The organism is Hymenobacter sp. APR13 (assembly GCF_000737515.1).
In the GTDB taxonomy this organism is placed as follows: domain Bacteria; phylum Bacteroidota; class Bacteroidia; order Cytophagales; family Hymenobacteraceae; genus Hymenobacter.
This window is the reverse complement of record NZ_CP006587.1, coordinates 1,110,385-1,133,866: the sequence shown is the minus strand read 5'-3', so window position 1 is coordinate 1,133,866 and position 23,482 is coordinate 1,110,385. Positions and strand designations below refer to the sequence as shown.

General features: G+C 61.5%; 22 protein-coding genes and 1 pseudogene. 12 read left to right on the top strand and 11 right to left on the bottom strand.

Going from position 1 to position 23,482, the window contains the following annotated elements:
* Positions 1-55 precede the first annotated feature (55 nt).
* The 6 genes from N008_RS04790 to N008_RS04765 all read right to left on the bottom strand — a co-directional run bounded on the left by N008_RS04790 (position 56) and on the right by N008_RS04765 (position 5,168).
* Complete coding sequence (locus tag N008_RS04790; protein ID WP_044014159.1) at positions 56-388, bottom strand: hypothetical protein; 333 nt, start codon at positions 386-388, stop codon at positions 56-58.
* 62 nt (positions 389-450) lie between these two features.
* Positions 451-1,440 (bottom strand): UV DNA damage repair endonuclease UvsE, encoded by a 990-nt coding sequence (gene uvsE / locus N008_RS04785; protein ID WP_081910613.1) that lies wholly within the window; start codon positions 1,438-1,440, stop codon positions 451-453.
* Positions 1,441-1,554: 114 nt separating this feature from the next.
* Positions 1,555-2,271, bottom strand: a complete 717-nt coding sequence (locus tag N008_RS04780; RefSeq protein ID WP_052381199.1) for a carboxypeptidase-like regulatory domain-containing protein — start codon at positions 2,269-2,271, stop codon at positions 1,555-1,557.
* A 186-nt stretch (positions 2,272-2,457) separates the two neighbouring features.
* Complete coding sequence (locus N008_RS04775) at positions 2,458-3,111, bottom strand: hypothetical protein (RefSeq protein ID WP_044014158.1); 654 nt, start codon at positions 3,109-3,111, stop codon at positions 2,458-2,460.
* A gap of 244 nt (positions 3,112-3,355) precedes the next feature.
* On the bottom strand, positions 3,356-3,808 hold the full coding sequence (locus N008_RS04770) for a hypothetical protein (protein WP_156109018.1): 453 nt from the start codon (positions 3,806-3,808) through the stop codon (positions 3,356-3,358).
* 103 nt (positions 3,809-3,911) lie between these two features.
* Positions 3,912-5,168: a metallophosphoesterase gene (locus N008_RS04765; RefSeq protein WP_044014156.1), complete on the bottom strand. Its 1,257-nt coding sequence runs from the start codon at positions 5,166-5,168 to the stop codon at positions 3,912-3,914.
* A 168-nt stretch (positions 5,169-5,336) separates the two neighbouring features.
* On the opposite strand from N008_RS04765, the gene radC reads away from it, so the two are divergent.
* The 8 genes from radC (at position 5,337) to N008_RS04725 (ending at position 14,039) form a co-directional block, all read left to right on the top strand.
* Entirely contained in the window at positions 5,337-6,038 is a 702-nt protein-coding gene (radC, locus tag N008_RS04760; protein ID WP_044018319.1) for a RadC family protein, read from the top strand.
* Between the two features lie 367 nt (positions 6,039-6,405).
* Positions 6,406-7,023: a DUF1684 domain-containing protein gene (locus N008_RS04755; protein WP_052381198.1), complete on the top strand. Its 618-nt coding sequence runs from the start codon at positions 6,406-6,408 to the stop codon at positions 7,021-7,023.
* A gap of 275 nt (positions 7,024-7,298) precedes the next feature.
* Positions 7,299-9,734, top strand: a complete 2,436-nt coding sequence (pheT, locus tag N008_RS04750; RefSeq protein WP_044014154.1) for a phenylalanine--tRNA ligase subunit beta — start codon at positions 7,299-7,301, stop codon at positions 9,732-9,734.
* A gap of 145 nt (positions 9,735-9,879) precedes the next feature.
* Complete coding sequence (locus tag N008_RS04745) at positions 9,880-10,176, top strand: hypothetical protein (protein ID WP_044014152.1); 297 nt, start codon at positions 9,880-9,882, stop codon at positions 10,174-10,176.
* 36 nt (positions 10,177-10,212) lie between these two features.
* Positions 10,213-10,503 carry a cell division protein ZapA gene (locus tag N008_RS04740; RefSeq protein WP_044014150.1) on the top strand — a complete coding sequence of 97 codons (291 nt, stop codon included), beginning with the start codon at positions 10,213-10,215 and terminating at the stop codon, positions 10,501-10,503.
* Positions 10,504-10,636: 133 nt separating this feature from the next.
* Entirely contained in the window at positions 10,637-12,334 is a 1,698-nt protein-coding gene (gene rny, locus N008_RS04735) for a ribonuclease Y (RefSeq protein ID WP_044014148.1), read from the top strand.
* Between the two features lie 131 nt (positions 12,335-12,465).
* Positions 12,466-13,224, top strand: coding sequence for a hypothetical protein (locus N008_RS04730; RefSeq protein ID WP_044014146.1), 759 nt, complete (start codon positions 12,466-12,468; stop codon positions 13,222-13,224).
* A gap of 20 nt (positions 13,225-13,244) precedes the next feature.
* Positions 13,245-14,039, top strand: coding sequence for a hypothetical protein (locus N008_RS04725; RefSeq protein ID WP_044014144.1), 795 nt, complete (start codon positions 13,245-13,247; stop codon positions 14,037-14,039).
* Here N008_RS04725 and N008_RS04720 read toward each other — a convergent pair.
* Complete coding sequence (locus N008_RS04720) at positions 14,032-14,559, bottom strand: GNAT family N-acetyltransferase (RefSeq protein ID WP_044014142.1); 528 nt, start codon at positions 14,557-14,559, stop codon at positions 14,032-14,034. The two genes, N008_RS04725 and N008_RS04720, sit on opposite strands and share 8 nt — an antisense overlap.
* Positions 14,560-14,669: 110 nt before the next feature.
* Positions 14,670-16,064 carry a mercuric reductase gene (locus N008_RS04715; RefSeq protein WP_044014140.1) on the bottom strand — a complete coding sequence of 465 codons (1,395 nt, stop codon included), beginning with the start codon at positions 16,062-16,064 and terminating at the stop codon, positions 14,670-14,672.
* A 140-nt stretch (positions 16,065-16,204) separates the two neighbouring features.
* Between N008_RS04715 and N008_RS04710 the strand changes: the two genes are divergently transcribed.
* Positions 16,205-16,969: an outer membrane beta-barrel protein gene (locus N008_RS04710; protein ID WP_044014138.1), complete on the top strand. Its 765-nt coding sequence runs from the start codon at positions 16,205-16,207 to the stop codon at positions 16,967-16,969.
* Between the two features lie 27 nt (positions 16,970-16,996).
* Here the strand turns inward: N008_RS04710 and N008_RS04705 are convergent, their stop codons facing one another.
* Together N008_RS04705 and sucD are read right to left on the bottom strand one after the other, a co-directional pair.
* On the bottom strand, positions 16,997-18,127 hold the full coding sequence (locus N008_RS04705; protein WP_044014136.1) for a hypothetical protein: 1,131 nt from the start codon (positions 18,125-18,127) through the stop codon (positions 16,997-16,999).
* A gap of 111 nt (positions 18,128-18,238) precedes the next feature.
* On the bottom strand, positions 18,239-19,120 hold the full coding sequence (gene sucD / locus N008_RS04700; RefSeq protein ID WP_044014134.1) for a succinate--CoA ligase subunit alpha: 882 nt from the start codon (positions 19,118-19,120) through the stop codon (positions 18,239-18,241).
* 368 nt (positions 19,121-19,488) lie between these two features.
* Here sucD and N008_RS04695 point away from each other — a divergent pair.
* Together N008_RS04695 and N008_RS04690 are read left to right on the top strand one after the other, a co-directional pair.
* Positions 19,489-20,463, top strand: a pseudogene (locus tag N008_RS04695) (PLP-dependent cysteine synthase family protein); the annotation flags it as partial.
* A gap of 48 nt (positions 20,464-20,511) precedes the next feature.
* The gene (locus tag N008_RS04690) at positions 20,512-20,922 is read left to right on the top strand and encodes a response regulator (protein ID WP_044014130.1); all 411 of its coding nucleotides are present in this window, start codon (positions 20,512-20,514) and stop codon (positions 20,920-20,922) included.
* Between the two features lie 151 nt (positions 20,923-21,073).
* Here N008_RS04690 and ade read toward each other — a convergent pair whose 3' ends face one another.
* On the bottom strand, positions 21,074-22,741 hold the full coding sequence (ade, locus tag N008_RS04685) for an adenine deaminase (RefSeq protein ID WP_044014128.1): 1,668 nt from the start codon (positions 22,739-22,741) through the stop codon (positions 21,074-21,076).
* A gap of 332 nt (positions 22,742-23,073) precedes the next feature.
* Here ade and N008_RS04680 point away from each other — a divergent pair, with 332 nt between their 5' ends.
* Positions 23,074-23,475 (top strand): hypothetical protein, encoded by a 402-nt coding sequence (locus N008_RS04680; protein WP_044014126.1) that lies wholly within the window; start codon positions 23,074-23,076, stop codon positions 23,473-23,475.
* The last annotated feature ends 7 nt before the right edge of the window (positions 23,476-23,482 follow it).

The following is a 23,482-nucleotide window of genomic DNA, read 5'->3' as shown; positions in this document are numbered from 1 at the left end:
AAGGCCGCTCCTATTTGGGAGCGGCCTTTCTTTTTGATGGACGCTTGCGCCAAGACTATCCTTCCAGCTTGCCGCCAGCCTGCAACAGCAAGTCGCCGAGGTCGCGCAGGCCGGCCTGCATATCGGCGGCGGCGGTGGCGGCGGCCTGGTTGGTTTGGGCACCAAGCATGCTGAGCGAGCGGCCAATGGCGGCGGCATCGAGCGAGCCGCTGCTCAGCAGTGACTGCAGGTTGCCGATTTCGCGGCCGATGTCCTGCAGGGCAGGCTCGCCGCTTTGCAGCAGCTGCTGCTGCCAAGTTTCGGTGTTGTCGATGGCGGCGCTGACGGGGATGCCCGTGAGGCCGTTTTTCAGGGAATGGATGGTGGCGTTGAGCAGGTCGTTGGCCATGAGGGAGTATAACGAAGACGATGGAAAGAGGAGCTGAAGTAGCACAAGCCGAAGGCTACGGCCTATTCTGCTGCGGCTGACTTACGTGGTTTACGGGATTTAGCGGCAACTGGCTGGCCCGGGGCCGGAAAGATGGGTGCCACATAACCAGCCGGCGCCGCCGGCACCATCGACAGGTCGCGCAGGATGGTGCAGGCGCGGTGGGCACTGGCTTCCTTGTCCTTGATTTCCAGCATAATATCTACATCAAGGCCCTCAAGCTGCTGCACAAAGTCGCGGAACAGGTCTTCCTCAATGGCGGCAACGTGCTTGCCCTTCCGCTCGCCTCTTGATTGGGAGCTGTAGTCCATCATCATTACTCCGTCGCGGGTGGGGTGCCAGGTGGCGGCGGCCAAGCGCAGGGCTTCCGCCATCGGCTCGCCATGGTTGAGGCACTCGTGGTGGAAATTGTCGAACAGAATAGGCAGGCCGGTGGCCGCATGTAGCTGCAGGCAGTCCTGCAGGCTGAAAAGCCGGTCGTCGTTTTCAACCACCACGCGCACCTGCACGGCTGGCGGCAGCGTGTGCCACACCGCAATAAAGCGGGCAATGGCGGCTTCCCGGTCGCCGTAGAGGCCGCCCAGATGGATCTGGAGCTTGGCCGTGCTGTCGAGCTCCATCAGATCCAGCATCGAGCCCTGGTAAACCAACTCGGCAATGCTGCGCTGCACGATGTCGGGGTTGGGCGAGTTGAGCACCACAAACTGGTCGGGATGCAGCGAAATCCGCATGCTGTGGGCTTTGATGTAGTCACCGATGGCGCGAAACTCAGCCGCAAAGTGCGTCTGCCAGGGAAATGTGTTGATGGCGTGTGAGGCAAACGGCACAATGTCGGAGCCGATGCGGAAGAACAGCAAGCCGTGGGCCACGTTGTACTCCAGGATGCGGCGCAGACACGCCAGATTGGACGCTACGGTTTCCACCAGCCGCTCATCTGAATAAGATGCCAGCCGGAACGTGGACGCCGAAGTGCAGTCCAACGAATTATTCATGCAGGGATACCCGATTTTCATCTTCGGGCTTACGGTAGGGCCGGCGGGCGGGTTGGTAGCGGAATAGTGAAGTGCAATTACCGCCCTGCAGAGCGGAGCAAAGCAGAACGGTCTTTTGACATGCCACACGCGGTTTTACCGCACTTCGTAGCCGCGGTTGTCCTTGAAATTCTTGTTGTACTTCAGACGCTCTTTGCGGGCCTGCTCGGCGGCTTCCTTGGCGCGGATTTCCTCCATCTTGCGGCGCTCCTGGCCAGCACGCGAAAACTGTTCGTAGATCAGGCTAACCGGACTGGCTAGGGTAGGGGCCACAGCCCGCGGGGCAATGGTATCAACTGGGAACAGGGGGCGCGGCGCTGGTGGGCGCTTCACGGCGCTGGCCGGGGCGGTGCTGGGGCGCTTGATATTGCGCAGAGCCCGGTTGATAGCGGCGCGGTCGGGGCGGCCTTCCGTCACGCGCACTTCGCCTAGCAGCACACTGTCGCGCACCATCATCACCTGCATCACCAGTTGCGAAAGGCCGGTGCCGCCCAGCGGTACGCGGCGCGTCCGGAAGCCCAACGCCCGGAATACCAGCGTGTCGCGGTTGCCGGCATCCAGCCGGAAGTCACCTTCCTGGTCGGCGATGGTGCCGCGGCCGGTGCCCTGCACGATAACGGCCGCGCCGGGAATGCTGCGGCCCGTGCCGGCTTCCAGCACCGAGCCCGATATGCGAACCTGCGCGGTAGCAGTGCCGGAAAAGAGCACTACCAGCAGCACTACTCCGGAACAACCTGCTAGCAGGCGGTTCCAGGACGTAGGCAGCAAAAACAACCGCAGCCAGCTGCGCAAATACTTCATCAAAATGCTCATCAACCAGAAATAAGGCCAGCAACCGGCAAGGTAGCCAACAACAGAGCCAAAAAAAGCCCGAACCGTTGCAGGTTCGGGCTTTTGCGATGGTCAGGAAACTGTAATCGGCCAAATGAAGATCCGCACCGACGAGCAGCGCAAATTCTTAACAAGGCGGGCAGCCTGCCAAAGCGGGCCGGAAAACGACTACTCTACTTTGGTTTTGCCGTCTTCGGTTTTGGCCTTCATGGTGCCATCGTCGCCATCCACTTTCATTTTGTTGCCTTCGGCGTCTTTCACTTTCACGTCGCCATCAGCCGAAACTTTCACTTTGCTGCCGTCGGCACCTTTGGTTTTGCCTTCTTCCATGCTCATCGAACTGTTCGAGGCCGATGCATCGGTGGTGCTTACTTCCGGTGTGCTGCTCATGTCATCCATGTACAGGTCGTCGCGGTAGTCCATGCGGCTGGTTTCGTAGGCCGAATATTGGGTGGGGTCGGTGAAAACAGACTTCATTTCCGTATCGGCATCCATGTAGGCGGTGCGCATAGCGGCGGCCATACCGGTGGTGTCGGTGGCATACTGGGTCTGCAGCTCGCCCAGGCGCTTGCCCCGGTTGAGGTACACAGTGCGCACCTTCTCGCGTGTGGCATCGTCGAACTTCATCTTGGCGGCCATGGCGGCGGCAATCCGGTCGGCGCGCTGCTGGATGGCGTCGTCGGAATAGGCCGTGGTGGTGGTTGTCGTGGTCGTGGTCGTCATGCCATCAGTGGTGGTGGCAGTGTCGGTGGTTTTGTTGTCGGAGCACGAAGCCATTGTGAAGGCAGCCGCAGCCGAAAGCAGGAACAGAGTCTTTTTCATGACAGAGAGGGGTTGTGGAAAAGGGAGAGAATTGGGTAGGAAAAATCCAATGGCGCGTATACGGTTGCCCCTGAAATTCAGTTGCCATCGGCAATGCATACGTCCTCTTCCCCGGAAGTCTTTCCCCGGTCTAGCCTGATTTCTCTGCTGATTCAGCTCTTTTTAATGCGCAACCACCGGCTCGCCGGCCCGTTTTGCCTTGCCATAGGTTTGTGGCGGGACAGAACGGGCCGGCAGTAAGCCGCTAGTCGGTAGTGGATAGCGCAGGCGGGGTAGCAGTTGATGCGGGCGGGCGGGAGGTTACATCCGTCTGAGGCACCGGTGATGCCGGCAGCTGGCCCACCGGCGACAGGGCCTGAAGCTCCCGCTCGGTATCTTCCTGCACGCGGCGGGTGTCGGGCAGGGTGGAGGCTGCCGGGCGGGGCCGGGCGGCGGGTACATACGTTGCCACACGGGGCGTCCGAATGCGGGCGGCCACGTTCGTGTCGGTCGAAACCTTAGGCGGGAGCGGCTGGTCGAGCCGGGGCTGCTGGCTACGGTAGGTAAGCGGCCCTTTGGGAGGAGGCGCGTACAGCGTAGTATCGATGGGCGCCGAGCTGCCGATGGAGGAGGTAGAGCCGGGCACCGTGTTGCCGTAGCAGCCGGCCAGCCCGATGGCTGCACTCAGCCACAATGGGCGCCAATGAACAGGCTTCATATAAGAATTAAAAAAGGTGACGGCAGACGCGTCCTTCCGACATGCTGTCGGTTGCCGGCCGTCTGCTGCGTAGGAAAGTGTCTGATGGTCAGCTTTGTTTGGCTTACGCCCGGCGCAGCTCAAACACAGTGATTTCCGGCAGGAAACCTACCCGGCCCGGGTAGCCGATGTAGCCCAACCCGGTGTTCACGTACAGATACTGCTTGCCCTGCTGATAGAGGCCAGCCCACTGCTTGTACACGTACTGCACCGGGCTCCACTTGAAGAAGGGCAGATTCACGCCGAACTGCATGCCATGGGTGTGGCCCGAAAGCGTCAGGTCCACATCCGGAAACTCGGGCCGCACCTGCGCGTCCCAGTGCGAAGGGTCGTGGGAGAGCAGAATCTTGAACGGGGCGCCGGGGTCGGCGGCGGCGTGGGCCTTGGCTAGGTCGCCGTATTTGGGGAAGCGCATGGCCGCGCCCCAGTTCTGAATGCCCAGAATGGCGATTTTCTCGCCGTTGCGCTCGATGTGGTGGGCTTCATCGAGCAGCAGCTTCCAGCCGATTTTGGCGTGGTTGCCCTTGAGCCGGTCGAGGTTGGCGGCCTTGGCCGCGGCGCCGCCCTGCTCGGTCCAGTCCACGTAGTCAGCGTAGTCGTGGTTGCCGAGGATGGAGAGCTTCTGCAGCTTGCTCTGGATCTGGGCCAGCGTATCGATGTGGTCTTCCACCTCAGTGGCCACGTTGTTTACCAGGTCGCCGGTCATCACCACCAGGTCGGCGTTTTGCTGGTTGATGAGGGCCACGGCGCGCTGCAGCGGCTCGGTGGAGGCGAAGCTGCCGGTGTGCAGGTCGGAAATCTGCAGCAGCTTAAACCCGTCGAACGAGGCCGGCAGGTTGGGGAAGCGCAGCGTCACACGCTTTACGCGGTAGTCGGTGGCGCCTTTCAGCATACCCCAGGCCAGCGCCACAAACGGCACGGCGGCCGTCACGAGGGCAATTTTGCTCAGAAACTCACTGCGCGAAATGCCCGTGCCGGCCGCGCCGGCCGGCTGGCCCGAAAAGCGCTGGGCCAGGCTGCGGATGCCGCGCACCAGATCTTCGGGAAACAAAAACAGCAGCACAACCACCTTGGCAATCAGCAGCCCCAGCAGCAAGCTGGTGAGGTAGGCCTTGTAGGGCGCGTGGCCCTGAGCCCGGGTGGCCATGGCCCAGATGGCAATGCCCCAGAGCAGCACCGTCAGGAGCCAGTAGAGAAAATTGGCGGTTTTGCGCGTGACGGGAGAGGCGCTGTGCAGCGCCGTGCGGACGGCCTGGAAGCCATACCACTCGGCGGCCAGAAACAGCAGCAGAAACAGAATACCAGAAAGGGAACGAAGCATATCGGGGGTAGAAACTCGGCCGGCCGGAATTGGTTCAGTCGGCCAGTCTGCCAGGGCAGACGAAAGAACAGGGTTTTTACTTTACTTGCCGGCTCCCTGCAACCTCAGTGCCGTATGCAAGCCGTTGACAATCTGTCTGAAAATAAGCCGGCGCCGGAAGCCGCCGCTATGCCGTACGAAACCCCGGCCTCTTTCGGTATCAAGAGCTGGGCTGAGGAAGACCGGCCCCGCGAAAAGCTGATGCAGAAGGGCCGCGCGGCCCTTTCCGACGCCGAGCTGCTGGCCATTCTGCTGGGCTCGGGCACCGCCAAGCTCTCGGCCGTAGACGTGGCCAAGCTGGTGCTCAGCGCCGCTCAGAACGACCTCAACGCCCTGGCCCGCTTCTCGCTGAAGGAGCTGATGCGCCAAAAAGGCATTGGCGAGGCCAAGGCCATTACCATTATAGCGGCGCTGGAGCTAGGCCGCCGCCGCAAGGAGGCCGACGCCCCGGCCCGCACCACCATCACCTGCTCCCGCGACATCTACCGTGTGGTGCAGCCCCACCTGCAGGATCTGCCGCACGAAGAGTTCTGGGTGGTGCTCCTGAACCGGGCCAACGTGGTGATGCGCACCGTCAGCATCAGCCGCGGCGGGGTAGCCGGCACCGTCGCCGACCCGAAGCTGATTTTCAAGGAGGCGCTGGAGCAGCTGGCCAGTAGCGTGATTCTGGTGCACAACCACCCCAGCGGCAACCGCAACCCCAGCGCCGCCGACATTGCCCTCACCCGCAAGCTCAAGGAAGCCGGCCAGTTCCTCGACCTGCCTATCCTCGACCATTTGATCTACACCGACGCCAGCTATTATAGCTTCGCCGACGAAGGCATGCTGTAAAACCAGCTAGCCCGATGTAGAGACGCAATATTTTGCGTCTCGTCGTTGCTGATGTTATTTAACCGGCGCGGCTCCGGCCGTTCACCGATGAAACGCAGGCAGGCGTCTCTACACCCTTTGGCCGAGGCAAAATACCTCCCGACCAACACAAAATACCCCCCGACCAACACGAAATACCATCCGACTAAAGCAAACTCCCTTTGTCTGAGGCAAAATACCCTTCGAGCAACCCGAAACACGTCTTGCCCGAACAAAAATACCCTTCGCCCAAGGCAAAACAGGTCTTGGCCAATCAAAAACACCTTTCGCCTGCAGCGCAGCACCTCCCGCCAAGACGAAACACCCCGCAGCCAGTACCTTTGCCGCCATGCGTATCAACCCCAAACTGCTCGTCGGCCTCGGCCTGCTGCTCGTAATCGGCTATTTCCTGCAGGACCTTGTCTTCAACGACGGCCAGTACGCCGCCCGCCTGCGCAAAGCCCGCAAGGAAAAGGACGACAGTTTCCGCCGCGTGAAAGGCTCGCCGCTCAGCGAGGAGCAGCGCAACACCTTCGACAGCCTGAACTACTACGCCGCCGACCCGGCCTACCGCTTCGAGGCGCAGCTGGAGCAGTTTCCGCAGCGCGACACCGTGGAGCTGCCCCTCACCACCGGCAAGGCCGACAAATATCTGCGCTGGGGCCGGGCCAGCTTCATTTTGAGCAAGCAGGAATACAAGCTGACCTTGTTTCTGAAGGCCGACGGCAAGGATTCCACCCTGTTCATTCCGTTTACCGACCGCACCAACGGCCGCGGCAGCTACGGCGGCGGCCGCTACCTCGACGCCACCAAGCCCGCCGCCGGCGACACCGAAATCGTGCTCGACTTCAACGCCGCCTACAACCCATTCTGCGCCTACAACGACGGTTTTGCCTGCCCCGTCCCGCCCCAGGACAACCGCCTGGCCATAGACATTCCGGCCGGCGAGAAGGCCTACAAAGAGTAAGGTAGCACGGACTTTAGTCCGTAGCTCGCCCCGCATTGCAAGCCATGTTGCGCGATGTGGAGGAGCTACAGGTTGAAGTCCGTGCTACACTTTTCGGCCGCTACGTCAAATCCGTACCTTTGCTGAACTGACGCACCCGCAACGGTGCCAATGCCCCCGGGCTGAAGCCCTGGGCTATGTATCGTTTGACGCTGGCCGCTGACTAGCCCAGGGCTTTAGCCCTGGAAACTCCGGGCCGCTTGCGCCATCAGCGAATACCTAATCATTGACCCCACATGAAAATATCCTACGACTGGCTCCGCACCCTGATTCCGACCGATAAACCCGCCGAGGAAATCGGCCAGCTCCTGACGGGCTCCGGGCTGGAAGTGGAAGGCATTGAGGAGCTGGAAAGCATTCCGGGCGGTCTGCGCGGCGTGGTGCTGGGCACGGTGCTCACCTGCGAAAAGCACCCCGACGCCGATAAGCTCAGTCTCACCACCGTGGACGTGGGCGACGGCCAGCCCCGCCAGATTGTGTGCGGCGCCGCCAACGTGCGCGCCGGCCTCAAAGTGGTGGTCGCCCTCGATGGCGCTACGCTCTACCCGGCCCAGGGCGAGCCGTTCAAAATCAAGAAAAGCAAAATCCGCGGCGCGGCTTCCGAAGGCATGATCTGCGCCGAGGACGAAATCGGGCTGGGCACTTCGCACGCTGGCATCATGGAGCTGGACACCGACCTGCCCAACGGCACGCCCGCCGCCGACTATTTCGGCCTGGGCTCCGACTCGGTGTTCGAAATCGGGCTGACTCCGAACCGCGCCGACGCGGCCTCGCACTACGGCGTGGCCCGCGAGCTGCGCGCTTTGCTGCGCCAGCCCTGCCAGCTGCCCGACCTCAGCCAGTTCAAAGCCCCCGCCGAGGCCACGCAGAACATCCAGGTGACGATTGAAGATATCGAAGCCAGCCCGCGCTACGCCGGTCTGCTGCTGGAAGGCGTGCAGGTAGGCCCCTCGCCGGAGTGGCTGCAGCGCCGATTGCGCAGCATCGGCCTCTCGCCCATCAACAACGTGGTGGACGTGACCAACTTCGTGCTCCACGAGCTGGGCCAGCCCCTGCACGCCTTCGACGCCGACCAGATTACCGGCAGCCACATCCGGGTGAAGCGCGCCGAAGCCGGCGAGAAGTTCACCACCCTCGACGGCACCGAGCGCACCCTGCGCGCCGAAGACCTGGTGATTGCCGACGCGAATGGCGCGCCGATGGCGCTGGCCGGCGTGTTCGGCGGCAAAACTTCGGGCGTGAGCGACGCCACCACCCGCGTGTTCCTGGAAAGCGCCTACTTCCAGCCGGCAGCCGTGCGCAAAACCGGCCAGGTGCACCAGCTCAAAACCGACGCCTCCTTCCGCTTCGAGCGCGGCACCGACCCCAACATGGTGCTGATTGCCCTGAAACGGGCGGCCCTGCTGCTGCAGGAAGTGGCCGGCGCTACCATCGTGGCGCCCATCGTGGATGAGTACCCGACGGCCATCGGGCACACGCTGGTGCGGCTGCGGCTGCCGCGCGTGGAGAAGCTGGTGGGCCAGTTCATCGCGCCGGAGCGCATCCGTCAGATCCTCACCGACCTCGACATCCTCATCAGCGAGGAGCTAACCAACGAAGCCGGCCACACGGAGTGGATTCTGAGCGTGCCGCCCCACAAGGTGGACGTGACCCGCGAGGCTGATATCATCGAGGAAATCCTACGCATCTACGGCTACAACCACGTGGCTTTGCGGCCGCACAACTCGGCCACTTACTTGGCCAGCTTCCCCAACCCCGACCCCGAAATCATCCGCCAGAACACGGCGCGGCTGCTCAGCGGCCAGGGCTTCTCCGAAATCATCACCAATTCCATCACCAACTCGCTGTACTTCGAGAAGGAAGGTGAAACCGATGAGACGCTGGTGCGCCTGCTCAACTTCAACTCGGCCGACCTGAACGTGCTGCGCCCCAGCCTGCTGCCCAGCGGCCTGGAAGTGGTGCGCCACAACGTCAACCGCCGCCAGCGCGACCTGAAGCTCTACGAGTTCGGCAAAACCTACCACCTCAAGCCCGACGGCAGCTACGACGAGCGCAACAAGCTGGTGCTCTACCTGACCGGCAACACCGCGGCCGAAACCTGGCAGCAGAAATCCGAGAAAAGCAGCTTCCACCAGCTGGCCGGGGCCGTGCAGCAGGTGCTGGCGGCGCTGGGTTTCCCGGCGCCTACCTCGCAGCCGGTGCAGCACCCGCAGCTGGCCGGCGGCCTCACGCTGCTGGCCCAGAACCAGCCCATCGCGCAGCTCGGCGCCGTGTCGGGTGTGTGGCTGAAGAAGCTCGACGTGAGCCAGCCTGTATGGTGCGCCGAGCTGGACTGGGACTGGCTGATGCGCAAGTACAAGAACAGCCTCGTGGCCCGCGAGCTGCCCAAGTTCCCGGAAGTGCGCCGCGACCTGAGCGTGGTGGTCGATAAAACCGTCACCTTCGACCAGCTCCAGCAGATTGCCCGCCGCACCGAGAAGAAACTCCTGCAGCAGGTGAACGTGTTCGACGTGTACGAAGGCCCCAACCTGGGTGAAGGCAAGAAGAGCTACTCGGTCAGCTTCCTGCTCCAGGACAGCACCCAGACCCTCACCGACCAGGCTATCGACTCGGTGATGAACCGCCTCATCCAGCAGTTCGAGCAGCAGGCCGGGGCCCTGATCAGGAAGTAAACGCCTGTCATTCCGACGAAGGAGGAATCTGAGTGGAATTGGTAAAGCGGTTCTACTCAGATTCCTCCTTCGTCGGAATGACAAATGGTTTGGTGCGGAAGATTTACTCAAGCTGCCTAACTTCAACCCAAACAAAACCAAAAAAATGGCTTCCTCCCAGCAGCTTGCTCAACTAGACCGCCTGGAGCGGCAGGTGAACACCTTAGTGACTGCCTATCAGCAGTTGCGCGAGGAGCTGGCCGATGCCCAGACGACTGTGGAGCAGCTCCGGGCCGACGTGCGCGACCGGGAGCGGCAGCTCAAGGATTTCCACAATCAGGAGAATATCACTAAACTTGTCAATACCATAGCCGGCGAACCGGCCAATGTCAACGAGCTGAAACTGCGCCTCAACGAATACATCCGCGAAATAGATAAGTGCCTTGCCTATTTGAGGGAGTAACCTAACCATCACCGAACCCCACCCACGACTGCTCCCATGAGCGAACTATCCATCAAAATCCGCATTGCCGAACGGGACTACCCGATGCGCGTCGAGCCTCAGGATGAGGAGCGGCTCCGTATGGCCGGCCGCCTGCTAGGCGAGCGGATCAAGGAATTTCGCGAGCAATACGGCATTCAGGACAAGCAGGATCTGCTGGCCATGATTGCCTTGTCCACGATGGCTGACCGCCTGAAAGTCAGTAAGGAGAAAGATGGTACCGACACGGTTCTGACCGAGCGCCTCGCGCGTCTCGATGAGCTGCTGTCGGGAGTGGTGCTCGTCTGAAGATCCAGACGCCCGCACCTGCGTAGTAGTGCAGCTTGAAACCCCGGTGGCGCAAACGGCGCAACGGGGTTGTTTGGCATGTGGCCGTTTTGCGGGGTGTGGGTCTTCCTTCCCTCTCTTAATACCTTAGCCCATGTCCACCACTCTTTATATTGTTCTTGCCGCCGTGCTGGCCCTTGTGGTCGGCATCGTGGTGGGGCGCCTGCTGGCTGGCAAAACCAACCAGGACCACGAAGCCGAAGCCAAAACCCGCGCCCAGCAGCTGCTGGCTGAAGCGGAGCAGCAGGCCACCCGCACCCGCGACGAGCGGATTCAGCAGTCGAAAGACAAATTCCGCACCCTCAAGCAGGAGTGGGAGCAGGAAAGTCGCCGCCAGAAGCAGGCCCTAGACCAGGAACTGACCGAGCGCCGCGCCACCGTAGTGGAGCAGGAGCAGGCCATTAAGAAGCTCACCGACACCACCCAGCGCCAGCTGGAGCAAATCCAGCGCAAGGAAACCGAGCTGGACGCCACCCGCGAGCGAATCGAGACGCAGGCCCAGGCCCAGCGCGAGAAGCTGGAGGCGCAGGAAGAAAAGCGTAAGACCGTGCTGGAAAACCAGCTGGCCAAGCTGGAGCAGCGCGAGCAGGAAGTGGAAACCGAGCTGGAACAGCGCACCCAGGAACTCAACGAAAAGCAGCAGCACATTCTGCAGCAACTGGAAGCCATTTCGGGCCTGACGGCCGCCGAAGCCCGCGAGCAGCTGGTAGAGTCTTTGAAGAACGAAGCTCAGATTCAGGCCAGCTCCTACATCAAGGACGTGGTGGCCCAGGCCAAGCTGTCGGCCACCAAAGACGCCAAGAAAGTGGTGCTGGAAACCATCCAGCGCACCGCCGCCGAGCACGCCATTGAGAACTGCGTGTCGGTGTTCAACATCGAAAGTGACGACGTCAAGGGCAAGATTATCGGCCGTGAGGGCCGCAACATCCGGGCCCTGGAGGCCGCTACCGGCGTCGAAATCATTGTGGACGACACGCCCGAGGCCATCATCATCTCGGGCTTTGACCCGGTGCGCCGCGAGGTGGCCCGCCTGAGCTTGCACCTGCTGGTGAAGGACGGCCGGATTCACCCGGCCCGCATCGAGGAGATTGTGGCCAAAACCCGCAAGAACATCGACGAGGAAATCGTGGAAATCGGCGAAAAAACCATCATCGACCTCGGCATTCACGGCCTGCACCCCGAGCTGATCAAGATGGTGGGCCGCATGCGCTTCCGCTCTTCGTATGGTCAGAACCTGCTCCAGCACTCGCGCGAAGTAGCCAACCTCTGCGCCACCATGGCCGCCGAAATGGGCCTCGACGTGAAGAAAGCCAAGCGTGCCGGCCTGCTCCACGACATCGGCAAAGTAAGCACCGAGGAGCCCGAGCTGCCCCACGCCATCCTGGGCATGGAGATGGCCAAGAAGTACAAAGAGCATCCCGACGTGGTAAACGCCATTGGCGCCCACCACGACGAAATTGAGATGACGGCCATGATTTCGCCGCTCGTGCAGGCCTGCGACGCCATTTCGGGCTCGCGCCCCGGTGCCCGCCGCGAGATGATGGAGAGCTACATCAAGCGCCTCAAGCAGCTGGAAGAAACTGCCAACGGCTTCAAAGGCGTGAATCAGTGCTTCGCCATCCAGGCCGGCCGCGAGCTGCGCGTGATGGTGGACGCCGAGAACGTGACCGACGAGCGCGCCTCGGAGCTGAGCTACGAAATTTCCCAGAAGATCGAGAAGGAAATGCAGTACCCCGGCCAGATCAAAATCACGGTTATCCGCGAAATGCGCGCCGTGGCCTACGCCAAGTAAACGTGTAGCACCGGCTTCCGCCTGTATTGATCAGAAAAAGAAAAGCCCGCCGCAACATCTGTTGCGGCGGGCTTTTTTATACACTTTCAATCCGCGTATCTTACTCGCTGAATCTGTCTATGTGTTACTATATGAAGCCGTTACTGCTGCTTGCCGGAATCTGGGGCCTGAGTGGCTGCGCCGTGTACATGCCGATGCAGAACGCAGCGCCTGATATCCGGGCGCAGCATGAGTCGGAGGTGCGGGCCAGCACGTTTCTGAGCCGGGGCGAAGTTTCTGGAGCGTATTCGCCACTGAAGCACGTGCTGGTGCGCGGCGCGTTCGGCAGCCGTTCCGACCACGGCGATAGTACTTTCTGGCGCGGCCGGCAGTACGAGCTGGCGGCCGGCACCTACTGGGTGCCGCGCAGCTGGACACTGGGCGTGCTGGGCGGCTTTGGCCAGATCCGCAACCAGACTCGCTACCGCAACGACGGGCAGATCATCTTTCTGGGCGAGCCGGTACAGCATGAGTTTGACGTGCGCTGCAACAAGCTGTTCGGTGAAGCCTATGCCCTGTACGAGGTCAGTAACCGGTTTTCGCTGGGTGTATCCTGCCGCAGCACTCGTCTCTATTTTACCCGGCTCACCGACGTTGGCCAGCCCATCGACCTGCGCCAGCTCACGCGCGCCGAGCCCATGCTGCTCATGCGCTTCGGCCTCGGCGACCCGTACCAGGGCGGGCGGCCCGTGCAGTTGCAGCTGTCATTGGGCGGGTCGGTGGCTATGGGCTACGATGGGCGCCAGCCAGACCCGGACTACTCGCGCCGGCAGCTGCGGCAGGCGCGCTCCTACGTGGCGCTGGGCATCGGGCTACTGCCGCACCGCGTGGCGGGGCTGTTTCGGAATTAACATATAATTCTACGATTGATATGCCCGATAGTATTGATTTCAAGTATTCTGGGTGGGTTTTGGGGGTTGGTGCCGTAGGGGCAAGCGTGTTGCTGAATGCCTGCTCCGTCTATGCGCCGATGCAGCCGCACATGCCTATGCTCCGGGCCGCAGGCCAGGCCGAAGCCCAAGTAAACTGGCTGCCCACAAGCCGTTTCGATGCCAGCGCAGCTTACTCCCCATTGCGCTATATGGTGCTGACGGCCGCCGGCAGCTTCCGCCCCCGCGGTGGCTATGATACCACTTACTTCAACAGTCGGCAGTATGAAATAGGTGTGGGCAGCTACTGGCCGGCCACTAACCGGCTATTGGTGAGCGGACTGCTTGGAGGCGGGCATGCTGTTAGTGAGCGTAGTTTTAAAGAGCCTAACATCTTTTTCGGTTCGACAGATGAGTTGGCTGTCTATCAGGCTCGCTACCGTAAGCTGTTTGGGCAGCTTGGGGTGGCATATGAATGGGAGCGGGTGACGCTAGGCGCCACCTACCGGCTCACAAGTGTGGACTTCACAACCATCACTTACAACACCCAAGCGCTGCCCATCAAGAATATGCTGCGTGGAGAGCCAATGCTTTTTCTGCGCGGAAATGGCCTCAGCGACCAGCAGCCAGCCTGGGCACAGTTGCAAGTGAATATCGGGCTTTCAACTCCACTAGGCCAGAAACCTTTGAATGAGGGATTCAACGACCGACGAGTTCGTAACAGCGCCTTCACGGCCGGTATCGGAGTGGTCTTTTACCCGCACCGATTTAGCGCTCATCGTCGTGAGGCTAAATAGCCGTGGCCCGCGCCTCCAGCCACGCCGTGGGCACGCCCTCGTGCTCGAATTCGCCTAAGTGCTGAAATCCGACTTTCGCTAGTACGGCGCGGGAGGCCAGATTCTGCATGTCGGCAATGGCGTAGAGTACCGGCTGCCGCAGCTCCTGGAAGCCATACGCCACTGAGGCGCGGGCTGCTTCCGTGGCATAGCCGTGGCCCCAGTACCGCCGGATAAGTCGGTACCCAACCTCGTAGAAATCGACGTGGCCGTTGAGTGGCTCGCGAATCAGTTTCAGGCCGGCCCAGCCCAGGAATTCGCCGGTTTCCTTGAGCTCCACGGCCCAGCGGCCAATGCCGTTTTCCTGGTACTGCCGCCGCACAAAGGCTATGGCCTGCTGGCTTTCGGCCAGCGTCAGCACGGGCCGGTTGCCGACGTAGCGTTGCACTTCTGGGTCTGAGTCCAACGCAAACATGCCAGGCGCGTCGGTGGGCTGTAGCTCGCGCAGCAGCAGGCGGGGCGTTTCGGCGAAGGTGGTCATGTAGTAGAAAGGCTGTTTGCGTGTGGCGCGGACTTCAGTCCGCCGCCCGTGAAAATCGGGCAATGCCACCGATTCACAAGGGCAGATGATTGAAGTCCGCGCCACACCCGCTACTTCGGCTTGTCCAGCTTGGCAAACACGTTGTTCAGCCCTTCGGCCCAGCAGGGGTGGGCCAGCACCATGTTCTGCAGCTGCTGGTACTTGAGCTTGCCGGCCATCATCAGCTGAAACATGCTCATGATTTCGCCGCCCTCGGCACACAGCACCGTGGCGCCCAGCAGCCGGTCATCGGGCCCCACGAGCACCTTCCAGAAGCCGGCGGTGCGGCCGGTTTCGCGGGCGCGGCCTATCGTGCTGACGGGCATGGTGGCTACGCGGTAGGCTATGCCTTCCTCCTTGGCCTGCTCCTCATTCAGGCCGATGCGGCCCAGCTGAGGCTCGGTGAACACGCAGTAGGGCAGGGGCCGCTGCTTGGCCGAGCGCCATTTGCGGTGCAGCAGGCCGTCGCGCACCACGCGGTAGTCGTCGTAGCTGATGTGGGTGAACTGGGGGCCGCCGTGCACGTCGCCGAGGGCGTAGACGCCGCGCACGTCGGTTTCCAGCCGCTCATTCACCTGGATGTAGCCTTTCTCATCAAGCTGGATGCCGGCAGCTTGCAGGCCCAGCGTATCGGTGTTGGGCGTGCGGCCGGTGGCTACCAGCAGGTGCGAGCCACGCAGGCGCCGCTCGCCGGAGCGGGTGTCGGCGGTGAGGGTGAAGGTGCCGTCGTGGTGGCTGACTTTGCGCACTTTGGCGCCCAGCACCACGTCCACGCCTTCCTGGCTCAGCACCTTAGTTAGAGCCTGGCATACGTCGTCGTCTTCGCGCTCCAGCAGCTGCGCGGCCGCCTCCACGATGGTGACCTTGCTGCCCAGGCGGCGGTAGAGCTGGCTGAACTCCAGCCCGATGTAGCCGCCGCCCAGAATCACGAGGTGCTCAGGCAATTCTTTCAGGTCGAGTAGCTGGGTGGTGGAAAGGTAGGGCAGGCCATCCAGCCCTTCGATGTCGGGAATGGCCGCCCGCGTGCCGGTGTTGATGAACACCTTTTTAGCCTTCAGTTCCTGGATTTTGCCGTTTTCCAGCTCCACCTGCACCGTGCGCGGGCCGCTGAAGGCGGCGTGGCCGTGCAGCACCGTAATGCCGGCCGTTTCCTTGGTAAGGTTGCTGCGCACGCCTTCGCGCATCTCGCCAATGATGGCGTCTTTGCGGGCAATGACGGCGGCCATATCCACGGCGGGCTCTTGGCTGCCCAGGCCGTAGTTGTCGGCGGTGCGCAGCTGGTGGGCGCGCTCGGCCGAGGCCAGCATGGCCTTCACCGGCGAGCAGCCGTAGTTGATGCAGGAGCCACCGAGCTTGTTTTCCTCTACCAGCACCACCTTCTGGCCGGCATTAGCCAGAGCCGTAGCCAGTGGATTACCGGCCTGTCCGGAGCCAATTATGAGTGCATCGTAGGAAGTATTGGGCATAAAGCACGAAGTTTGAAGGAGGGGCAACCCCGGAGATGAGGAAAGCGGTGTACGCTCTACGCAACTGACCTGCTTGCGGCTACACAACGAAACTCTGCTCCGGGCGTTTTGTCACCGGTTTTTTCACTGCCTTCGGTTTTATGCCTGCTTTGCTTCGCGCGTTTTTGATTCTGCTGCTGCCATTTCTGGCCGGCTGCTCATCGCTGTATTTTCCGCCGCCGCCGCAGGTGCCGCTACTCACCCAGAAGGGCGAGTGGAGCGCCGGCCTGCACACCAACTTCAGCCAGAACACGGCCGTGCAGGGCGCCTACGCCGTCACGGACCACCTGGGCGTGATGGCCTCCGCGTCCTTCCTGCACGCTGATAAGAAGCAGAGCTTCTTCGGCAGCAAAAACAACCGCCAGACCGAAGACCACGACTTCGTGGAAGCCGGCCTGGGCTACTACACCCGTCTGCGCCAGGACCGCCGGGTGCTGGAAATCTACGGCGGCGTGGGCATCGGGGCTACCAAGTACACCGAGTACAGCCGCGAAACCAACCAGCCCACCGAGCGCCGCGAGGGCACGCTCCACAAGTACTTCCTGCAGGCCAACTACACGTCCAAGGAAAAGAAAAGCTTCCGCGCCCTCGGCCGCGACTGGCCCTTCAACTACGGCACGGCTATGCGCGCCAGCTACGTGCAAATCACCGATTTCCGCCTCAACGGCGTGGCCCGGGCCCCCGAGTACAACATCTTCTTCGAGCCCATCACCTACACCCGCATCGAGGTGCTGGGCCCGCTGCAGCTGCAGCTCATCAGCGGCAGCAACTTCGGCCTCATCCCCCGCAAATACGTGAAGGCCGCCAACTCCGTGTTCCAGCTAGGCATTGTGGTGAACGTGGGCGGGCAAAAAGGGGGGAAATGAGTGGGCCGCAAAGACTCAAACGGCTGGCTAGCGGTTTTCGAAGAATGCACTCAGAGGCCGCTTGAACAAGCCGCTCGTTGTACTCAGGTACACAGTGTCGCCGAGTTGAGCCAGGTCCGTGAAATCCGCCTGGTTCAGGCCGTCGTTCTTCAGCTCCCGTACGCGCGGCGTGTTGCCCTGCCAGCGAAGCGTGTACAAGCTGTTGTTATCAATGCCGTGCGTGATACCCACGATACTGTCGCCGACTGCGTGAAAGGTGCTGAGCACGAAGTAATCGGGGATACCAGTGCGTAGCTGCCAGGTTTGTGCGTCATCCGACGAGGTGAACACCCCTCTCTGTCCGGAATTGTTGATGGCGTATAGCACGCCTTTGTGCTTGTAGAAGGAAGTAATGGCCGTGTTTGGCAACGTCAGAACCTGCTGGACCTGGCCGCTTTCGCTGATTTTATACAAGCCATACGAAATGACGTTGACCAGAAAGTAGTCGTCAACGGCCACGATGGTATAAGGCAGGGCCTGCGGGAGAGGTATGGTCAGAGTGCGTGAGCTGACGGTCACGGGGCCCGTTGGTACGCCCGACTCCAGGCTTAGGCGGCTCAGCACAAAGTGCAGGGCCTGGTCGCTGGGCGCTACCGAGTAGCCGACCAGCGAAATGTTGTTCGTGGTAATTGCGCCCAGCGCAAAATAGGGGCTCGCCCGATTGTTGACGAACCTTACTGCCGTCGGATCGAGGCGGCGCAGGCTGATGTCGGCGGGCAGGTTGTCGGGTGGGATGTGGGTAGTCGGGAAGGCCCGCAGAGTCATGTTGTCCTCGCCAACCGGCTTCAGGTAGAACCGCCCATTCATTGGAATGCGGTTAGTGAGGTCGTACGGTAGCGGCTGGAGGGGCTGCCTGACCGCCGAGTAATAGCCCGGCCGGTTGGGCTGCGTTGCGCCGGGTAGGGGCATGAGCCGCCCCAGGTACCCTAACTGCTGCAGATACAGCGAGGCTTCATCCTGAGTTATCTGAACGATGTTCTTCTGACTACCGGCAAGCTGCTTCACCTCCGCCCAGCTGTATGCTTTTTCCTGCACGACAACCCTCTCGACTTCTTTGGTGCAGGCAACGGTTGTCAGCAGGCTGATAGCTGACAAGACTTTCTCAATAGTGATGCGCATAGTGAAGTTTAAGGGGTATACAATCTGCCAAATTAAAGAAATAAACCATCAAAAAAAGAGCCCTGGCTTGTGCCAAGGCTCTTTTTTATAAAATCAGGTGTTGGTAATCGACTACTTGCCGCCCAGTACGCGCAGCATGGTGTCGCCGATTTCGGCGGGCGAATCCACTACGTGGATGCCGCACTCGCGCATGATGGCCATTTTAGCAGCCGCCGTGTCGTCGGCACCGCCTACGATGGCACCGGCGTGGCCCATGCGGCGGCCGGGAGGCGCAGTCTGGCCGGCAATGAAGCCTACAACGGGCTTCTTGTTGCCGGTTTCCTTGATCCAGCGAGCAGCTTCGGCTTCCATGCCGCCGCCGATTTCACCGATCATCACGATGCCTTCGGTTTCGGGGTCGTTCATCAGCATTTCCACCGCTTCTTTGGTGGTGGTGCCGATGATTGGGTCGCCGCCGATACCGATGGCCGTGGTCTGGCCCAGGCCGGCTTTGGTGAGCTGGTCAACGGCTTCGTAGGTCAGGGTACCCGACTTGGAAACGATGCCGATTTTGCCTTTCGTGAAGATGAAGCCGGGCATGATGCCCACTTTGCACTCACCGGCGGTCATGACGCCGGGGCAGTTCGGCCCGATCATGCGCAGACCTTCGCGGCCTTTCAGGTACTCCTTCACCGCAATCATGTCCTTGGTCGGAATGCCTTCGGTGATGGTGACAATCACTTTAATGCCCGCGTCGGCCGCTTCCATAATAGCGTCGGCGGCGAAAGCCGGGGGCACGAAGATGATGCTGGTGTCGGCGCCGGCCTGCTCTACGGCTTCGGCCACGGTGTTGAACACGGGACGATCGAGGTGCATGGTGCCGCCTTTGCCGGGCGTTACGCCGCCTACCACATTGGTGCCGTACTCAATCATCTGCTGCGCGTGGAACGAGCCTTCAGAGCCGGTAAAGCCCTGCACAATCACTTTAGAATCCTTGTTTACCAGAACACTCATTAGTAGAGGGAGTTAGAGGAGCTATTCGGTTGAGGGTGGGGTATTGGGTGGCCCATAAGGCAACCGGTGTGCAAAAGTAGCCTTTTTTAAGGCCGGGGCAAGGTGGTGGACGGGTGTTTTGGTGGAGTGGCGGGCGCTGGAGTGGTGCTACGAGTTGCCGAAGGCCTCGTGGCACCATTATCGTGGAACGGGACGCACTAGCAGCAACAACCATAGAGACACTACGACAAAAAAAACGTGGCACCACTCCAGTCCTTGCCAACCCACCAACCCACTGCTCTACTACTCCACCATCTTGCCCCGCCCGAAATCCGTACCTTTGCCCTCCGCTCTCTCCAAAATTCCCCTCTCACCTCTCACGCTCACCCATGTACCTGAATAACATCGTTGAGGCCATCGGCAACACGCCGCTGGTGAAGCTCAACCGCGTCGCCGACGGCATCAAAGGCACTGTCCTGGCCAAGGTGGAATATTTCAACCCCGGCAACTCGGTGAAAGACCGCATGGCCGTGAAAATGGTGGAAGACGCCGAAAAAGCTGGCCTGCTGAAGCCCGGCGGCACCATCATCGAAGGCACCAGCGGCAACACCGGCATGGGTTTGGCCCTGGCCGCCATTGCCAAAGGCTACAGCTGCATCTTCGTGATGAGCGACAAGCAAAGCAAGGAGAAGCAGGACATTCTGCGGGCCGTGGGCGCGCAGGTGGTGGTGTGCCCCGTAGACGTGGCCCCCGAAGATCCGCGCTCCTACTACTCGGTGGCCAAGCGCCTGAGCGAAGAAACGCCCAACTCGTTCTACCCCAATCAGTACGACAACATGTCGAACTCGGCGGCGCACTACGAGAGCACCGGCCCGGAGCTGTGGAAGCAGACCGAAGGCACCATCACGCACCTGGCCTGCGGCGTGGGCACGGGCGGCACCATCTGCGGCACGGCCAAGTACCTGAAGGAGCAGAACCCGGCCGTAGTGACCATCGGCTTGGATACCTACGGCTCGGTGTTCAAGAAATACAAGGAAACCGGCATCTTCGACGAAAACGAAATCTACCCGTACAAGACGGAAGGTATCGGCGAGGACATCCTGCCGAAAAACGTAGACTTCGACCTGATTGACCTCTTCATCAAGGTTACCGACCAGGATGCTGCCCTCATGACGCGCCGCCTGGCCAAGGAAGAAGGCCTGTTTGTGGGCTGGAGCTGCGGCTCGGCTGTGCACGGTGCTCTCGAATACGCCCGCGAGCATCTGCAGGAAGGCGACACGATGGTGATTGTGTTGCCCGACCACGGCACGCGCTACCTCGGCAAAATCTACAACGACGACTGGATGCGTGCCCAAGGCTGGCTGTAAGGCTGCGTGGCCTGTTTTGTTAGTTCACTTTCCTGATTTCCGGCCATGCCAAAGAAGCTGCGTAGTGTGGTGTTGATTGACGACAACGAAACCACCATTTTCCTGAACAACCGCCTGCTGACCCGGCTGGAAGTGGCCGACAACGTCCTGACGTTTTCCCGCGCCGAACAGGCGTTTGATGCCCTCTGGGGGACGGAAACGGCCGGTGCTCCTGCCCACGGCGCCCCTGATCTGGTGTTTGTGGATCTGAAGATGCCCGGCATGGACGGCTTCGAGTTTCTGCAGCGCTTCAACGAGCTGCCCGAACCTGTGCGCCAGCAAACCGTCCTCACCGTGCTGACCACCTCCATGCACGCCGCCGACACCGCCCGTGTGGCCCAGTACCCCAACATCGAGTACCTCTCGAAGCCCCTGACGGAAGAAAAGATGGAAAAGCTGCTAAAAAAGCGGTTTTGACCTCACCCCCTAGCCCCCTCTCCAAAAGAGAGGGGGAACTAGACTTAGTAAAAAACAGAAAAGCCCACCGGAATGTCCGGTGGACTTTTTTTAGGCTAGATTTTTAGAGTTGGTTCCCCCTCTCTTTTGGAGAGGGGGCTAGGGGGTGAGGTCACACCACGGCTTCCACAAACCGGAACGCCTCGCCGTCGAACAGGCCTTTGTCGGAGAGCTTGAGGCTGGGAATCACCAGCAGCGCCATAAACGACAGCGTCATGAACGGCGCCCCCAACGGCGAGCCCAGCTCCCGCGACAGCGCGTCGATGGCGGCATAGTCGGCGGCCACGCGGTAGCCGTCCTGGCTGGACATGAGGCCGGCCACGGGCAGCGGCAGCAGCAATTCCTCGCCGTTGGCGCCCACGGCGGCCAAGCCGCCTTTGGCTTCCATCACCAGGTTCACGGCCCGGGCAATGCTCTCGTCGTCGCAGCCCACGGCCGTGATGTTGTGCGAGTCGTGGCCGACGCTGCTGGCCAGGGCGCCGCGCCTCAGCCCGAAGCCCTGGATGAAGGCCACGGCCGGCGGCGCGGCGTGGTAGCGGTTCACCACAGTCAGCTTCAGGATATCATGCGCCACGTCGGGCACTACCAGGCCGTTTTCCACGCGGGCGGGCACGTCGTGGCGGGCCGTGATGAGCTGGCCGTCGAAGCACTCGATAACTCTTATTTCGTTTTTCGTTTCTGGTTGTTCGTGGTTCGGGGCGGGGAGCTGGAACTCGGCGGCCGATACCTCGCGGGCGTGGAAGTTGTTGACTTCGCGGCCGGGCACCGAGGCAATGCGGGTCTGGCCGTTTTCGGCCACCAGCTCGCCGTTGAGGTAGGTCTGGCGCACCTGAAAGTCCGTCAGGTCGTCCACCACGATGAAGTCGGCGGGGTCGCCTTCGCGCAGCAAGCCCACGGGCAGGCGGTAGTGCTCCACGGGATTCCGGCAGGCCACGCGCAGCACCTTCAGCACGTCGTGGCCCAGGGCCACGGACCGCTGCACCAGCTGGTTGATGTGGCCCAGCACCAGCGTGTCGGGGTGCTTGTCGTCGGAGCAGAACATCAGGTGCTCGTAGTGCTCGGGCAGCAGCTCAATCAGGGCGTCGAAGTTGCGGGCCGCCGAGCCTTCCCGAATCAGAATCTTCATGCCCACGGCCAGCTTGTCCAGCGCTTCTGCGGCCGTGAAGCACTCGTGGTCGGTGCTGATGCCGGCCGAGGCGTACTGGGCGGCGTCGGCGCCGCGCAAACCGGGCGCGTGCCCATCCACGGGGCGGTTGTAGCGCTGGGCCAGCTGGATTTTCTCCATCACGCCGGCGTCGCGGTTGAGCACGCCGGGCCAGTTCATCATTTCGGCCAGGTAGCCGATTTCGGGGTTCTGAAACAGCTGCTCGATATCCTGGGCCGTGATTTCGGCGCCGGCCGTTTCAAACGGCGTGGCCGGCACGCACGAAGGCGCCCCGAAGCAGAACTTGAACGGCACCTGCCGGCCGCTTTCCAGCATAAACTCCACGCCCGCCACGCCCAGCACGTTCCCGATTTCGTGCGGGTCGGAGACGGTGGCCACGGTACCGTGCACCACGGCCAGCCGGGCAAACTCGGCCGGAATCAGCAGGGAGCTTTCTACGTGCACGTGGGCATCCACGAAGCCGGGCAGGGCGTAGGGCAGGGTAGGGTCGGGGGCCGGGGCGCCGGTGGGGATGATGGACCGGATGCGGCCGTCGGCAATGTGCAGGGTGGCCGGGGCTATGGTGTTGGCAAACAGGTCGATGACGTTGGCCGTGAGCTGAAAATCGGCGGGCATGGGGCAGAATCGAAACGTGGGGAAAGTTGCAGGTAAGCCAAGGCGAACGGGTAAAGAACCGTATATTTGCCCAAAATCTGCGCCGGTGAGAAAGATTGTGACTTTGCTGATGGCCACCCTCGTGCTGGGTTCGGGCCTTGCTGCCACGGGCTGCGCGAGCCGCACCCCGCAGCAAAAAAAGACCTCCGCCTTCAAGCGCAAAGCCAAGTTTGGCAAAGTGCCTTGCCCCTGTGACAGCCACTAACCCAACGGTACCTACGCCTGCTGTCTGCTGCTGAGCGGATAGCAGGTATTCGCGTGTCCTTTGCTTCTGTCCACGGTTACTCACCTTTATGCCCGAACCTACGCCTAACCCACTTGCTTCCCTCACCGCTGCCGCCGAGGCCGTGCGCCGCCAGCTGCAGGCGCCTGCCTACGACGCCGACGCCGTGCAGCGCCTGGCCGAGTTCATCGAGCAGCAGCGCCCCAGCCTCACGGCTGCCACCCGCGAGGGCGTGGTAACGGCGCTGGGCTGCTTTCTGGGGCAATGCTTGGTGGAGACGTTTGGCGGCACCTGGGCCATGGGCCCCGATGGCACCACCGGCATCGGCATCCGGCAACACAGCTTTTTCAACCCCTTCTACCGCATTTCGCAGCAACTAGACAAGGGCCTGCCCGAGTCGGTGGCGGCGTTTTTTGCGGGCATACCCGAACGGCTGGCCTCCGCGCCCCGTCGTAAAAACTGGATTTCGTGAGTGCAGC

Bases quoted from the DNA above. Each gene is read 5' to 3' on its own strand.
- sucD (WP_044014134.1), bottom strand. From the start codon at position 19,120: ATGAGTGTTCTGGTAAACAAGGATTCTAAAGTGATTGTGCAGGGCTTT.
- N008_RS04745 (WP_044014152.1), top strand. From the start codon at position 9,880: ATGGCTTCCTCCCAGCAGCTTGCTCAACTAGACCGCCTGGAGCGGCAG.
- N008_RS04710 (WP_044014138.1), top strand. From the start codon at position 16,205: ATGCCTGCTTTGCTTCGCGCGTTTTTGATTCTGCTGCTGCCATTTCTG.
- N008_RS04765 (WP_044014156.1), bottom strand. From the start codon at position 5,168: ATGCTTCGTTCCCTTTCTGGTATTCTGTTTCTGCTGCTGTTTCTGGCC.
- N008_RS04730 (WP_044014146.1), top strand. From the start codon at position 12,466: ATGAAGCCGTTACTGCTGCTTGCCGGAATCTGGGGCCTGAGTGGCTGC.
- N008_RS04740 (WP_044014150.1), top strand. From the start codon at position 10,213: ATGAGCGAACTATCCATCAAAATCCGCATTGCCGAACGGGACTACCCG.
- N008_RS04725 (WP_044014144.1), top strand. From the start codon at position 13,245: ATGCCCGATAGTATTGATTTCAAGTATTCTGGGTGGGTTTTGGGGGTT.
- N008_RS04715 (WP_044014140.1), bottom strand. From the start codon at position 16,064: ATGCCCAATACTTCCTACGATGCACTCATAATTGGCTCCGGACAGGCC.
- N008_RS04705 (WP_044014136.1), bottom strand. From the start codon at position 18,127: ATGCGCATCACTATTGAGAAAGTCTTGTCAGCTATCAGCCTGCTGACA.
- N008_RS04720 (WP_044014142.1), bottom strand. From the start codon at position 14,559: ATGACCACCTTCGCCGAAACGCCCCGCCTGCTGCTGCGCGAGCTACAG.
- N008_RS04790 (WP_044014159.1), bottom strand. From the start codon at position 388: ATGGCCAACGACCTGCTCAACGCCACCATCCATTCCCTGAAAAACGGC.
- N008_RS04770 (WP_156109018.1), bottom strand. From the start codon at position 3,808: ATGAAGCCTGTTCATTGGCGCCCATTGTGGCTGAGTGCAGCCATCGGG.
- N008_RS04680 (WP_044014126.1), top strand. From the start codon at position 23,074: ATGCCCGAACCTACGCCTAACCCACTTGCTTCCCTCACCGCTGCCGCC.
- rny (WP_044014148.1), top strand. From the start codon at position 10,637: ATGTCCACCACTCTTTATATTGTTCTTGCCGCCGTGCTGGCCCTTGTG.
- N008_RS04690 (WP_044014130.1), top strand. From the start codon at position 20,512: ATGCCAAAGAAGCTGCGTAGTGTGGTGTTGATTGACGACAACGAAACC.
- uvsE (WP_081910613.1), bottom strand. From the start codon at position 1,440: ATGAAAATCGGGTATCCCTGCATGAATAATTCGTTGGACTGCACTTCG.
- N008_RS04775 (WP_044014158.1), bottom strand. From the start codon at position 3,111: ATGAAAAAGACTCTGTTCCTGCTTTCGGCTGCGGCTGCCTTCACAATG.
- radC (WP_044018319.1), top strand. From the start codon at position 5,337: ATGCCGTACGAAACCCCGGCCTCTTTCGGTATCAAGAGCTGGGCTGAG.
- pheT (WP_044014154.1), top strand. From the start codon at position 7,299: ATGAAAATATCCTACGACTGGCTCCGCACCCTGATTCCGACCGATAAA.
- ade (WP_044014128.1), bottom strand. From the start codon at position 22,741: ATGCCCGCCGATTTTCAGCTCACGGCCAACGTCATCGACCTGTTTGCC.
- N008_RS04780 (WP_052381199.1), bottom strand. From the start codon at position 2,271: ATGAGCATTTTGATGAAGTATTTGCGCAGCTGGCTGCGGTTGTTTTTG.
- N008_RS04755 (WP_052381198.1), top strand. From the start codon at position 6,406: ATGCGTATCAACCCCAAACTGCTCGTCGGCCTCGGCCTGCTGCTCGTA.